Genomic DNA, 13297 nt, shown 5'->3' on the forward strand with positions numbered 1-13297 from the left:
TTGCAGTCGGCAACCGGGGAAGCGACATAATAAACACATGCGCCTAGGGGTCCTCGACATCGGTTCCAACACCGTTCACCTGCTACTGGTTGACGCGCACCCCGGGGCACGCCCGGTGCCCTTCGCCTCGCACAAGCGTCCGCTGCAGCTGGTGGCCTATCTGGACGAGGCCGGGAACATCAAGGAGGAGGGCCAGCACGAGCTGGTCGCCTTCGTGCGCGAGGCCCGCGAATTCGCCGAACGGCACGAGGCCGAGGATCTGCTGGCATTCTGTACGTCCGCCATCCGCGAGGCGGGCAACGGCGAAGCAGTCCTGGACCGGGTGAAGAGCGAAACCACGGTTTCGCTGATGGAACTGTCCGGAGCACAGGAAGCTGCCATGACGTTCCGCGCCGCCCGGCGCTGGCACGGCTGGAGCGCGGGGACCATCCTGGACCTCGACATCGGCGGCGGCTCCTTCGAAATGGCCCTGGGCCAGGATGCTCTGCCGGACTTCGCGCAGTCCGTTCCGCTCGGTGCCGGCCGCCTGACCCGCGACTGGCTGGAGGGTGACCCGCCGACGGCCAAGAGCGTAAAGGACCTGCGCAAGTACATCCGGTCCACGCTGAAGCCGGTGGTGAAGGAGTTCGCTGCCCGCGCCGTCCCGGACCTCGTGGTGGGCACCTCCAAGACGTTCCGTTCGCTCGCCCGGATCACCGGTGCGGCGCCGTCCACGGCAGGGCCCTATATCCGGCGCGAGCTGCGCCACGATGATCTGGCGCTGTGGATTCCCCGGATTGCCGCCATGACCGTCGCCGACCGGGTCAACCTGCCGGGCGTTTCCGAAATCCGCGCCCCGCAGCTGCTGGCCGGTGCCATGGTCGCCGAGGCGGCGATGGACCTGTTCAGCATCCGGACCCTTCAGATCTGCCCCTGGGCCCTGCGCGAGGGACTCATCCTGCAGCGCCTGGACTACCTGCAAAGCGAGGGCATGCGTTCCTTCCGCACGGTGGGAGTCGGTCACGTGGACCTGCGTTCCCGTGAATACCAGCTAGCAGCTATGGACGGAAGGCCGGAATAGATGACGACCAACAATGAGGCCCGCGCTGAGATACCGGTGGCGCTGTCCAGCGCCTCGGTTTACCCGCTTTCGGTCCATGACGCGTTCGCTGTAGCCCACGACCTGGGGTATGACGGGGTGGAAGTCATGGTGACCAACAACCAAACCAGCCAGAATCCGCACACGCTGCGGACGCTCAGCGAACGCTACGGGCAGCCCATCATGGCCATCCACGCGCCGACCCTCCTGCTGACCCAGCAGGTTTGGGGTAAGGCCTGGAACAAGATCCAGATGTCCGCGGCCATGGCGCACGAAGTCGGTGCCGACGTCGTGGTAGTGCATCCTCCGTTCCGCTGGCAGTCCGGTTATGCCGAGAACTTCGCCCAGGGTGTCCGGGACATCGCCGAGGACACCGGCATCACCATCGCGGTGGAAAACATGTATCCGTGGCGAGTGCGCGGACGCGAGGCGAAGGCCTACCTGCCGCACTGGAACCCGGTGCCTCTGGACTATGAGGCGCTGACCTGGGACTTTTCCCATGCGGCCATCGCGGGCATGGATTCCTATGAGGAGATCCGGAACCTGGGATCGCGGCTGCGCCACGTGCACCTGACCGACGGCACCTTCAACGGCAAGGACGAGCACCTGATGCCGGGCGAGGGTACGCAGCGCTGCGCCGAAGCGCTGCAGCACCTGGGCCGGACGAGCTGGGACGGCGTCATCGCGGTGGAGGTCAGCACGCGCAAGGCGCGCGGTACCGGGGAGCGCGAGGAATGGCTGGCCCGGACGCTCGCCTTCGCGCGTGAACACCTCGCCGCGGTTCCCGCCCGGGAACCGTAAGGGAAGTACGACGGCGGCGGGCCGGCGCTGTGCCGGACTGCGGTTCAGTCGCGGATTCAGCGAGAAACGTGCGGATTAAACGAGAAACGCCGGCGGGCCTATGGAGCGCTGGGGGAGACGCTCGAATGCCCGCCGGCGCCGGACCGGACTATACAGACTTGAAGAAGCAGGCTTGGGTAAGTCGGTTTGAACAAATCCGCCTTGAACAAGTCCGGTCCGCAATCACTCGCACCATATGAGGTACGGATCAATGTAGCGACCCTTCTTGGGATAACACCCTGAAATAGCTGTGAATATCCTGTGAGTCCTGGTGGACGGGGAGTCCGGGCTGGGCGGGCGGCATGGCAGGATGTTGTCCATGACTACAGCTACCTCACCACGCATCGCATTCCTCGGCTGCGGCTCCATGAATGAGGCCATCCTCGGCGGACTGCTGGCCGGAGGATTGGACCCCGCGCAGGTCACGGCCACCGTCCGCAGACCGGAGCGGGCCCGCGAACTGGCGGAACGGCATGGCATCACAGCGCTGGCCGGCAGTGAGAACCAGCAGGCGAACCTGGACGCGGTCCGGACTGCGGACGTGGTCATCCTGGGCGTGAAGCCCGTCGGCATCCTGGACCTGGCCCGCGAAATTTCGCCTGGCCTGAAGCCGGAGGCGCTGGTCATCAGCGTCGCGGCGGCGGTTTCGATCGAGCTGCTGGAAGGTGCGCTGCCGCAGGGACAGCCGGTCATCCGCACCATGCCCAACACCCCGGCCCGGGTGGGCAGGGGAGTCATCTCGGTTTCGGCCGGAACCCACTGCACGCCTGAGCAGATAACACAGGCCAAGGATCTCCTCGCGGCCGCGGGCACCGTCGTCGAAATTCCCGAAAGCCAGGTGGATGCGCTCTCCGGCATCAGCGGCTCCGGTCCCGCCTATGCCTTCTACCTGGCTGAGGCCATGGCGGCTGCCGGTGCCGAACTGGGGCTCGATCCGCAGCTGGCGGCACTGCTGGCGCGCGAGACGGTAGCGGGAGCAGGCGTCCTCCTGAGCGAGCCGGGCGCCGATGCTGCTGCGCTCCGAAAGGCGGTGACCAGCCCCAACGGCACCACCGAACGGGCAATCCAGACCTTCGACACCTCTGGTATGCCCGGCATTATCGCCGCCGGCGCACGAGCCGCGGCGGAACGGGCTGCGCAGATCACGGCTGAACTCAAGTCCCAGGGGTAGCCTCCGGGGCAGCCTCAGGGCCGGGCCGCGAAGCGCTCGAGCAGATCCACATGGCCGGATACGATCAGTGTGTCCCGGCTGGACACCTTGGTGCCGGGCTGGGCATAGGTGAAGTCCTCGCCTGGGGATTTCACGCCCACCACTGTGACCCCGTATTTGCTGCGGATCTGGGACTCGCCGAGGGTGAATCCTTGGGTTTCCTTCGGCGGGTACATCTTCACGATGGCGAACCCGTCGTCGAATTCGATGAAGTCCAGCATCCGCCCTGACACCAGGTGGGCGGCCCGGATGCCGGCGGCAGCCTCCGGGTAGATTACGTGGTTGGCGCCGATGCGGGTCAGGATCTTGCCGTGCGAGGGTGTGATGGCCTTGACCCAGAGATGCTCGATCCCCAGGTCCACGAGGTTCACGGTGATCAGCACGCTGGATTCGATGGACGTGCCGACACCGACGACGGCGGCGTTGAACTCCTGTGCCCCGAGCTGGCGGAGAGCGTCGATGTTGGTGGCGTCTGCTTCCACCACGTGGGTGAGCGTGCCGGCGAATTTCTGGACCAGGGCCGGGTCCCGTTCGATCGCCAGGACCTCGCGGCCCTGCTTGACCAGCTGTTCGGCCGTCGCCGCGCCGAAGCGGCCGAGCCCGATGACAAGGACCGGCGCGTTGTGGGGCGGCCGGCCTGGAGAGGTTCTGTCAGCCAATGATCGGCCTTTCTTCCGGGTAGTGGTAAAGCTGGCGGCGCTGGCGGAGGGACAGAGCGGAAGCGAGGGTTATGGTACCCATGCGGCCGGCGAACATCAATGCCGACAGCACGTATTTTCCTTCGGGCGGGAGTTCGGCGCTCAGGTTGGTGCTGAGCCCCACCGTCGCAAAGGCGGAGATGACCTCGAAGAGGACCCGGTCCAGGCTTTCACCTGTCATGGCCAGGAGCAGGCCGGCGGCCAGTGCCACCCAGGTGGCGCCTGCGGCGATCACGGAGATGGCCACGCGCATGGTCCCCTCGGGGATCGTCCGTCCGTAGATCTTGACGTCACGGTCGCCGCGGGCTTCTGCGATGATGGCCAGGAACATGACGGCGATGGTGGTCACCTTGATGCCGCCCGCCGTCGACGCCGAACCGCCGCCGGCAAACATCAGGGCATCCGTCAGCAGCATTGTGGAGCCCTCCATCGCGTTCTGGTCCACCAGGTTGAAACCGCCCGAGCGGGTCATGACGGAGGCAAAGAGGGCGTGGATAATGCGGTCGCCCAGAGGCAGGCCGCCAATCGTCTCCGGATTGTTGGCCTCCATGGCGCCCCAGGCGATGGTTCCCAGGACTACCAGGAGAAGGGTGACCTGGATGGTGAGCTTGGTGTGCAGGTTCCACTTCCGGAACCGCCAGCCGCTCTGCAGCAACACCATGATCACCGGGAAGCCCAGGCTCCCCAGGAATACCCCGATCATGAGCGGCGCCAGGATGAACATGTCCGTTTCGTAGGGGACCAGGCCGTCCGTGTGAGGGGTGAACCCGGCATTGTTGAACGCGGAGATCGAATAGAAGATGCCGTGCCAGACGGCCTGCCAGAAGGGCTCGCCGAGCACCATGAAGCGGGGGATCAGCATGAGCGCCAGTGCCAGTTCGATCAGGACCGAGGTGGTGATGACGATCCGCAGCAGCGTGCCGACCTCCCCCAGCCGTCCGCCGGCGTTCATTGCTTCCTGCGCGATCAGCTTTCCGCGGACACCCAGGCGCTTACTGACCATGAGCGCCAGCACCGAGGCCAGGGTCAGGGTACCCAGGCCGCCGATGAAGATGCCCAGCAGGATGACGAACTGTCCGAAGAAGGACCAGTGGACCGCCGTGGACACGACTGTGAGCCCGGTGACGCAGACGGCCGAGACAGCGGTGAACATCGCATCGTGCAGGGGGGTGGCCGCGCCGTCCGCCGCGGCGAAGGGCAGGGACAGGAGCCCCGTGAAGACCAGGATGACGCTGGCGAAGGCTATGAGGGCAAGGCGGGCGGGCGAGCTGTTGGCGACGCTGTCGATGAAGTCCCGGATGGAGCGCAGGGCTCCGAGCCGGGGCCTCTCCCGCTCTGGCAGCCACACCGGCTGGTTCCTTGCCATGCTTGTCTTAACTGCTCCGTTCTGCCCAACATTCTGCCGGAAGTTCTGACTGAAATTCTGCCTGCGGCGCTCGCGTCCTTCGTAGTAAACCACTTTATGCGGGTGCACGTGGCAGGGGTCTGCGCCGATCGCGTAGCCTGAGCATGATGTCTACCCTTCCCGGCCCCGGATCGGCCCCGCCCACGCACGTTGTCTGGCATGAATCCCTGCTGGCCTACGATTTTGGCGCGCACCATCCGATGCGCCCGGACCGCCTGGAGCTGACGGCGCGGCTGGCCCGGGATCTGGGCCTTTTCGACCTGCCGGCGGTAACGGTCGCGCCGCCGTTCGTGGCAACGGACGCACAGCTGGCCCGGGTCCACGACCAGGACTATATCGACGCCGTCCACCGGGTCAGTGCCGATCCGGACTCGCTTGATCCCGATCGCGGACTCGGGACCGAGGATGATCCGGCGTTCGCCGGCATGCACGAGGCCAGCGCGCGGCTCTTCGGTGCATCGCTGGCCGCAGCCGAAGCCGTGCTGTCAGGTGCTGCCATGCACGCGGTGAATTTCTCCGGCGGCATGCACCACGCGGCCCGCGGCTACGCCAGCGGCTTCTGCATTTACAACGATGCCGCAGCCGCTATCCAGCTCCTGCTCGACGGCGGCACCTCCAGGGTGCTCTATATCGACGTCGACGCGCACCACGGCGACGGCACACAGAATATCTTCTGGGACGATCCGCGCGTCATGACCATCTCGCTGCATGAAACGGGCCTGCGGCTGTTTCCCGGGACGGGCTTCGCCAATGAGATCGGCGGCCCCGGGGCCGAAGGAACGGCCGTGAACGTCGCGCTGCCCTCGCATGTGACGGATGCGGCCTGGCTGCGTGCCTTCCATGCAATCGTGCCGCAGCTGGCGGCGGCATTCGAGCCGGAGGTCATTGTCAGCCAGCACGGCTGCGACAGCCACCGCGAAGATCCGCTGAGCAACCTCGACACCACGGTGGACGGGCACCGCCAGGCGGCGGTCAGCATCTGCGAACTGGCCGAGCGGCACTGCGAGGGCAGGTGGATCGCCACCGGCGGCGGGGGCTACAACTTCACCAGCGTCGTGCCCCGCTCCTGGAGCCACCTGATAGCGGTGGCCGCGGGTTCACCGGTGCCGGTCAGCGCCCCGGTTCCGGAGCAGTGGCGGCACTACGTGCGGGAAAAGTACGGCGCGAAGGCACCGCAGTTGATGGGCGACGGCGTGGATCTGTGGTGGCGGTCGTGGGAAGTGGGCTACGACCCGAACGATGCCGTCGACCGGACCGTGATGGCTACACGCAAGGAGATTTTCCCCTTGTACGGGCTGGATCCATGGTTTGACTAAGATGGCGGCGTTTGCCTGAGATGGCCGCCCGGCTGGCTGCCGCACAGGAAATCAGCCTCGGTATATGCGGATAGGGTTATGGAATGGTGATCGATGATGTATTCGCCGTCATCGCTGAGGGCACACGTCGGGAAATTCTCGGATCGCTGCGCTCCGGGGACAAGGCGGTAGGTGAACTGGTGGAAGAGTTGGCGGTTAGCCAGCCGACAGTCTCCAAGCACCTGAAGGTCCTGCGCGAGGCGGGGCTGGTATCCATGCGCGCGCAGGGGCAGAAGCGCTTCTACTCCCTCGAGACCGCGCCGCTGGACCGGGTGGCTGACTGGTTGTCCGGGTTCAACCTGGCCCCGGCCGCGGTTCCGGCACAGGCTCCGGCCCCAGCCCGGACCCAGACTGCGGTCCCGGCCCCGGCCGCGGTCCAAACCCCGGCGCCCGCTCCTGCAGCGGCGTATACGACAGCCGAACCGGCGCCTGTGCCGCCGTCGTCCCTGCCGCCGGCCGTGACCGCTCCCGCAACTATGGCGGGGGCGGTAGAAGTGCCGGCGGATGACAAAGTCCAGCAGCAGATCGGCCGGACGGTGGGCCGTGCTGCGGGCCGGGCCGCGGACCTTATAGCACATCTTCCGAAACTGCGCCGCAGGCGGGAGTCCTGACACGGGTGCATTACGCCTGTATTTCAGGCGTCTCACAAGCCTGTTCGTTCGGCGCGCGTCATATATGGAAAAATACAGTGTCGGCCGGGTTGTCGTATTGACATCGGCGCCGTGTGGCGGCTGGCCCCGAACGTTTGAAAAGGAGTTCACCTTTGGATTCAAGGCTGCATGCCGTCCGCGATCAGGTATTCGCGCGCAATCCAGGCGAAACGGAATTCCACCAGGCTGTGGTGGAAGTCTTCGAAAGTCTTGCCCCGGTCCTGGACAAGCACCCGGAATTCGCCGAAGCTGCGATTCTGCAGCGCATCTGCGAGCCGGAACGGCAGATCATCTTCCGGGTCCCGTGGGTCGATGACAGCGGTGCCGTGCAGATCAACCGCGGCTTCCGCGTCGAATTCAACTCCGCGCTGGGCCCGTACAAAGGTGGACTGCGCTTCCACCCCTCCGTCTACTTGGGCATCGTCAAGTTCCTGGGCTTTGAGCAGATCTTCAAGAACGCGCTGACGGGAATGCCGATCGGCGGCGGCAAGGGCGGTTCGGACTTCGACCCCCGCGGCAAGAGCGACGGCGAGGTCATGCGCTTCTGCCAGTCCTTCATGACCGAGTTGTACCGCCACATCGGCGAGTACACGGACGTCCCGGCCGGCGACATCGGCGTGGGCGGGCGCGAGATCGGCTACCTGTTCGGCCAGTACAAGCGCATCACCAACCGGTACGAGTCCGGTGTCCTCACCGGCAAGGGCATCAGCTGGGGTGGATCGCTGGTCCGCCCGGAGGCCACCGGCTACGGTGCCGTCCTCTTTGCCCAGGAAATGCTGAAGACCAAGGGCCAGAGCTTCGACGGCCAGCGGGTGGTGGTCTCCGGTTCCGGCAACGTGGCCATCAATGCGATCGCCAAGGCGCAGTCCTTCGGTGCGACGGTCATTACGGCCTCGGATTCCTCCGGCTACGTGGTGGACGAGGCCGGCATCGACATCGAGCTGCTGCGCCAGATTAAGGAAGTCGAGCGCGGACGCATCGCCGAGTACGCCGAGCGCCGCGGCACTTCCGTCAAGTACGTGGCCGACGGCAATGTGTGGGACGTGACCGGAACGGTTGCCCTGCCGTGCGCCACGCAGAACGAGCTGGATGACAAGGCAGCGGCGCGGCTGGTCGAAGGCGGCCTGGTGGCCGTGGCCGAAGGCGCGAACATGCCCTGCACCAGCGAGGCCACCTCGATCTTTCACGACGCCGGCGTCCTGTTCGGTCCGGGCAAGGCGGCCAATGCCGGCGGCGTGGCTACCTCCGCACTGGAAATGCAGCAGAATGCCAGCCGGGACATCTGGACGTTCGAATACACCGAAGAGCGGCTGACCGACATCATGGTCGGCATCCACAACCGCTGCGCCGAGACCGCCGAGGAATACGGCGCGCCGGGCAACTATGTGGTCGGCGCGAACGTCAGCGGCTTCGTCAAGGTCGCGGAAGCGATGCTGGCCCTGGGCGTTATTTAGCGAGTCGCGCCTTTCAGCCTCATACGGCAAACGACGGCGGTGCCCACCTCAGGTGGGCACCGCCGTCGTCCGTTTTTCAGCGGTTCAGCAGGCGGACGTGGTCCGGGTTCAGGTCCGCTACCCGGTTGACGCCGAGCAGGCGCATGGTACGGGAGATCTCCCCGCGCAGGATCCCGATGGCCCGGTCGACGCCGGCGCGGCCGCCGGCCATCAGGCCGTAGAGGTAGGCCCGGCCGATCAGGGTGAAGTCCGCGCCCAGGGCCAGGGCGGCCACGATGTCCCCACCGCTCATGATGCCGGTGTCCAGCATGATGGCGGTCTTTCCCTTCAGGGCGGCGGCGATGTCCGGGAGCACGTGCAGCGGCACGGGTGCCCGGTCCAGCTGGCGGCCGCCGTGGTTGGACAGCACGATGCCGTCCGCGCCGTGGTCCACCACCCGCTTGGCGTCCTCGACGGTCTGGATGCCCTTGACCACGAGCTTGCCCTTCCAGGTCCCGCGCAGCCAGGCCAGATCGTTGAAGGTGATGGTCGGGTCGAACATGGAGTCGATAAGTTCGCTGACCGTCCCCGGGAAGCGGGAGAGCGAGGCAAATGCCAGGGGTTCGTGGGTGAGGAAGTTGAACCACCACCCCGGCCGGTAGGAGGCGTCCAGCACGGTCCGCAGGGTCAGGGCCGGGGGAATGGTCATGCCGTTGCGGACGTCCCGCAGGCGCGCCCCGCCGATGGGGGTGTCGACGGTGACCAGCAGGGTGTCCATGCCCGCCCGTGCGGCCCGGTCCACGAGTTCGAGGGAGCGGTCGCGGTCCGTCCAGAGGTACAGTTGGAACCAGTTCCGTCCGGTCGGTGCGGCGGCGGCGACGTCCTCGACCGATGCGGTGCCCATGGTGGAGAGGGTGTAGGGGATGCCGGCGGCAGCCGCGGCCATGGATCCGGCGTACTCACCCTCGGACTGCATCATGCGGGTGAAGCCGGTGGGAGCGATGCCGAAGGGCATGCTGGCGGTGGCGCCCAGGATGTCGGTGCGCAGGTCCACATGCGCCACATTGCGCAGGATGCCCGGCTGGAACTCCAGGTCAAGGAAGGCCTGCCGCGCCCGGGCCAGCGTGATCTCCGCCTCCGCGGCGCCGTCGGTGTAGTCGAAGGGTGCCCTGGGGGTGCGGCGTCTGGCGATGGCGCGCAGGTCCCCGATGGTGTTGGCTTTCTTCAGCCGTGCGGCGGCACCGATGCCCGGTCGTCGGAACTGCAGCAGCGGGGCCAGGTCCCTGGCCTTGGGAACCCGGCGCCGCAGGGCAGCTGGTGTGGTCTGGTTCATACGGTCACGATACCGGTTTGCGCTCCAGGGAGGTTTCACCATAGGGTGTCACTATGACTCGTCGTTGGTATGCGTATTTTTCGTTGGCTCTGGAGGGGCCTGCGTCTAAGTAACGCTTCCAACGTACCTTCAGAGCCAACAGGGCAGAGAGCAATCTCTGCCCTTCGCCATTTCTCCGGCGGGTTCTGGAGGGCCAAGAGGCCCGGACAGCTCCCGCCTCCACAGGACGGGACAGACCATGACCACAATCACCGCGGCCCATGCCACCAGCACTTCCAACCTGCGCGTCAGCCGCTTCCAGCCGCTGCCTACCCCGCAGGAACTGCTGGCAGAACTGCCGCTCACGGACCGGCTTGCCGGCGTCGTCGCCCGCGGGCGGGATGAGGTGCGGGCAGTGCTGGACGGGGTCGATGACCGCCTGCTGGTCATTGCCGGCCCCTGCTCCATCCACGATCCGGAAGCCGGCCTCGAGTACGCGCGCCGGCTTGCCGTGCAGGCTGAACGGCACCGTGGGGAACTGCTGGTCGTCATGCGCACCTACTTCGAGAAGCCGCGGACGACAGTGGGCTGGAAGGGCCTGATCAACGATCCGTTCCTGGACGGTTCGCACGACGTTCCCGCCGGCCTGCGCCTGGCCCGCCGATTCCTGCTGGAGGTGGCGGACCTCGGGCTGCCCACGGCCACGGAATTCCTGGAACCCATCAGCCCCCAGTACATGGCGGACCTGGTGAGCTGGGGTGCCATCGGCGCCCGCACCACCGAAAGCCAGATCCACCGCCAGTTGGCTTCCGGGCTGTCCATGCCGATCGGCTTCAAGAACGGTACCGACGGCGGCCTGCAGGTTGCACTGGATGCCTGCGCCGCCTCCGCAGCGGCGCAGTCCTTCCTGGGGATCGACGGCGAGGGACGGGCGGCGCTGGTCAGCACCGACGGCAACCCGGATACGCACCTGATCCTGAGGGGCGGCAGCGCGGGGCCGAACTACTCCGCCGGGGACGTCGCTGCGGCCTCGGCCAGGCTCCGGCGGGCCGGTCTCAATCCGCGCGTGATCGTCGATGCCAGCCACGCCAACAGCGGCAAGAGCCATCTCCGGCAGGCGGAAGTCGCACTGGAACTGGCTGCACAGGTGGAAAGCCCGGAACGGGCCGCGGGTGCGGGGCAGACCGGCCCCGCCGCCGGTGCCATCGCCGGCATCATGCTGGAAAGTTTCCTCGTCGGGGGAGCCCAGAAACTGGATCCGGCCGAACGGGCCGGCGGGACGGTGCTGGTGTATGGGCAGAGCGTGACGGATGCCTGCATGGAGTGGGATGTTACCGCCGGCGTGCTGGACCAGTTGGCGCTGAGCGTCGGCCGCCGTCGCCAGGCTTCCGCGGCCGCAGCCACGCTCTGACCAGCGGGAACCGGATGCCATCGAATCGCCGCGCTGATACGTGACGGGTGGCTTTCACAGGAGTCACACCAGACACTAGAGTGGAGGAGTGGACGGTAATCGCTGGGTGTGTCCAGTCGGCACGCCGTTGATCTCCGCCAAGTGAAGGAAAGTGACGAAATGGCCGACGAGGGGACCTTCCCGGACGTACATTTTCTGACGGTGTCAGAAGTCGCAGAGGTTATGCGGGTTTCCCGGATGACTGTCTACAGAATGATCCATGCCGGCGAACTGCCGGCAGTCCAGTTCGGCCGCTCCTACCGTGTGCCTGAAGCTGCCGTAGAGCAATATCTGCGCGGCATCATCGGCGGGAAGCACGAAACCGCGTAACCGTTGCCGGTGCAATGGCTTCCGCCGTAGAGGCGCATGGCTGTGGCGGCCGCTGAGGGCGTGCGCGGTCAAGGGCACCCGCTGCGAGGCGGTACCCTGTTAAGGAACGTTTTACGTCATCGTAAGAATCTGTCAGTTGAAATATGCCCGGCGGCATTAGGTCCAGGCATGTCGACGCAGGCAATCAACAAGAGTTTGTGAGGACTTAAGTGGGTTCAGTAATTAAGAAGCGCCGCAAGCGTATGGCCAAGAAGAAGCACCGCAAGCTGCTTCGCAAGACCCGCCACCAGCGCCGCAACAAGAAGTAGGATCTTCGGTCCGCTCGGCCCGCTGCCCGCAAGGGTGGCGGGCCGCGGCCGTTAACAGCGCCGGCTTCCAGCAGCAGTGCCCTAGCGGCGCCGGATCCGGGCGAAGCCTTTCCAGATTCCATAGACAGCCCCGCCCATCGTTGCCGCTTTGAGCCCGAAGGTGGCGGCTCTGCGGCCGCTGCGGAAATCGTAGACAGCCCAGTTGTGCTCCTTGGCGTGGCGCCGGAGCCGGGCATCCGGATTGATGGCCACCGGATGGCCGACCAGGGTGAGCAGCGGCACGTCATTGAAGGAATCACTGTAGCCCCAGCATCTGTCCAGGTTGAGGCCCTGTTCCCGGGCGAGCTCGGCGACGGCCGTGGCCTTCGCGGCACCGTGGAGGATCTCGCCTACCAGCTGGCCGGTGTAGAGACCGTCCGCGATCTCGCCGACCGTGCCGAGCGCGCCGGTCAGGCCCAGCCGGGAGGCGATCACATTGGCTACTTCCACCGGCGTGGCGGTCACCAGCCACACCTGGCGGCCTGCCCTCAGGTGCTGCTCGGTCAGCGCCCGGGTGCCGGGCCAGATCTTCGAGTCGATCATCTCGTCATAGACTTCCTCACCCATGGCCAGGACGTCGTCTTCGGCGATTCCGATAGCGAAGGCCAGAGCGGCATCACGGATGGAGTGGATGTCATTGATGTTCTCGCCGCGCAGGCTGAACTGCAGCTGCTTCCAGGTGAAGCCGGCGACATCCCGCAGGGTGAAAGCGCGCCGCTCATAGAGCTTGCGTGCAACGTGGAACAGGCTGGCCCCCCGCATCAGTGTGTTGTCCACGTCGAAGAATGCTGCTTCCTTCAGCGGCCGGGAGGGGACAGCGGCGTCCTTCGCGTTCCTGGAGGGGGCTAAGGGCATGGTTTGAGTCTAGCTATATCCGGTGTCCGGTGCGTCGCTGCCTGCCGTTCGCGCTACCGTGTTTGCTATGAGCAATACCAACCCTGCCCCTCGTTCCCACGACCTGGTGCTCTTGACCAAACCGCAGTGCCATCTCTGCGCGGAGGCCAGGACCGTGGTCGCCCGCGTAGCCGGGGAACTGGGCATCGAGTGGCGGGAGCAGTCGATTACCGGGAACCCGGAGCTGATGGAACGCTTCGCCGAGGAAATCCCGGTGGTGATGGTCGACGGTGTCCAGCGCGATTTCTGGCACATCGATGAGCAGCGGCTCCGGCGCCTGCTGGCCGGGTAATTT

At 66.1% G+C, this 13297-nt stretch carries 14 protein-coding genes; 10 read left to right on the forward strand and 4 right to left on the reverse strand.

Translation table 11 applies throughout. The features are described 5' to 3' along the window. Nucleotides 1–37: 37 nt before the first annotated feature. The 3 genes from AC5RWU_RS01505 to proC all read left to right on the forward strand — a co-directional run bounded on the left by AC5RWU_RS01505 (nt 38) and on the right by proC (nt 3089). Complete coding sequence (locus tag AC5RWU_RS01505; RefSeq protein ID WP_494029102.1) at nt 38–1060, forward strand: Ppx/GppA family phosphatase; 1023 nt, start codon at nt 38–40, stop codon at nt 1058–1060. Continuing rightward, a complete protein-coding gene (locus tag AC5RWU_RS01510) occupies nt 1061–1879 on the forward strand; it encodes a sugar phosphate isomerase/epimerase family protein (RefSeq protein ID WP_494029103.1) in 819 nt (272 codons plus the stop codon). A gap of 358 nt (nt 1880–2237) precedes the next feature. After that, entirely contained in the window at nt 2238–3089 is an 852-nt protein-coding gene (gene proC, locus AC5RWU_RS01515; RefSeq protein WP_494029104.1) for a pyrroline-5-carboxylate reductase, read from the forward strand. Nucleotides 3090–3103: 14 nt separating this feature from the next. Here proC and AC5RWU_RS01520 read toward each other — a convergent pair whose 3' ends face one another. Both AC5RWU_RS01520 and AC5RWU_RS01525 read right to left on the reverse strand, forming a co-directional pair. Further along, nucleotides 3104–3787, reverse strand: coding sequence for a potassium channel family protein (locus tag AC5RWU_RS01520; protein WP_494029105.1), 684 nt, complete (start codon nt 3785–3787; stop codon nt 3104–3106). Next, nucleotides 3780–5192, reverse strand: a complete 1413-nt coding sequence (locus AC5RWU_RS01525) for a TrkH family potassium uptake protein (RefSeq protein WP_494029106.1) — start codon at nt 5190–5192, stop codon at nt 3780–3782. Before AC5RWU_RS01525 ends, AC5RWU_RS01520 begins: the two co-directional genes overlap by 8 nt. Nucleotides 5193–5338: 146 nt before the next feature. Here AC5RWU_RS01525 and AC5RWU_RS01530 point away from each other — a divergent pair, with 146 nt between their 5' ends. The 3 genes from AC5RWU_RS01530 to gdhA all read left to right on the forward strand — a co-directional run bounded on the left by AC5RWU_RS01530 (nt 5339) and on the right by gdhA (nt 8690). After that, complete coding sequence (locus AC5RWU_RS01530; protein WP_494029107.1) at nt 5339–6547, forward strand: acetoin utilization protein AcuC; 1209 nt, start codon at nt 5339–5341, stop codon at nt 6545–6547. Nucleotides 6548–6630: 83 nt separating this feature from the next. After that, complete coding sequence (locus AC5RWU_RS01535) at nt 6631–7197, forward strand: ArsR/SmtB family transcription factor (protein ID WP_494029108.1); 567 nt, start codon at nt 6631–6633, stop codon at nt 7195–7197. 152 nt (nt 7198–7349) lie between these two features. After that, nucleotides 7350–8690: an NADP-specific glutamate dehydrogenase gene (gene gdhA, locus AC5RWU_RS01540; RefSeq protein ID WP_494029109.1), complete on the forward strand. Its 1341-nt coding sequence runs from the start codon at nt 7350–7352 to the stop codon at nt 8688–8690. Between the two features lie 76 nt (nt 8691–8766). Here the strand turns inward: gdhA and AC5RWU_RS01545 are convergent, their stop codons facing one another. After that, the gene (locus AC5RWU_RS01545) at nt 8767–10002 is read right to left on the reverse strand and encodes an alpha-hydroxy acid oxidase (protein WP_494029110.1); all 1236 of its coding nucleotides are present in this window, start codon (nt 10000–10002) and stop codon (nt 8767–8769) included. 238 nt (nt 10003–10240) lie between these two features. Here AC5RWU_RS01545 and AC5RWU_RS01550 point away from each other — a divergent pair, with 238 nt between their 5' ends. The 3 genes from AC5RWU_RS01550 (at nt 10241) to AC5RWU_RS01560 (ending at nt 12069) form a co-directional block, all read left to right on the forward strand. Then, nucleotides 10241–11392, forward strand: a complete 1152-nt coding sequence (locus AC5RWU_RS01550; RefSeq protein WP_494029111.1) for a 3-deoxy-7-phosphoheptulonate synthase — start codon at nt 10241–10243, stop codon at nt 11390–11392. Nucleotides 11393–11551: 159 nt separating this feature from the next. Further along, nucleotides 11552–11761 (forward strand): helix-turn-helix domain-containing protein, encoded by a 210-nt coding sequence (locus tag AC5RWU_RS01555; RefSeq protein WP_494029112.1) that lies wholly within the window; start codon nt 11552–11554, stop codon nt 11759–11761. Nucleotides 11762–11970: 209 nt separating this feature from the next. Next, nucleotides 11971–12069, forward strand: coding sequence for a 30S ribosomal protein bS22 (locus AC5RWU_RS01560; RefSeq protein ID WP_003792170.1), 99 nt, complete (start codon nt 11971–11973; stop codon nt 12067–12069). 81 nt (nt 12070–12150) lie between these two features. Here the strand turns inward: AC5RWU_RS01560 and AC5RWU_RS01565 are convergent, their stop codons facing one another. Then, entirely contained in the window at nt 12151–12963 is an 813-nt protein-coding gene (locus AC5RWU_RS01565; protein WP_494029113.1) for an HAD family hydrolase, read from the reverse strand. A gap of 67 nt (nt 12964–13030) precedes the next feature. Between AC5RWU_RS01565 and AC5RWU_RS01570 the strand changes: the two genes are divergently transcribed. Continuing rightward, the gene (locus tag AC5RWU_RS01570; protein WP_494029114.1) at nt 13031–13294 is read left to right on the forward strand and encodes a glutaredoxin family protein; all 264 of its coding nucleotides are present in this window, start codon (nt 13031–13033) and stop codon (nt 13292–13294) included. The last annotated feature ends 3 nt before the right edge of the window (nt 13295–13297 follow it).

This window comes from Arthrobacter sp. B0427-1-12, from assembly GCF_059092905.1.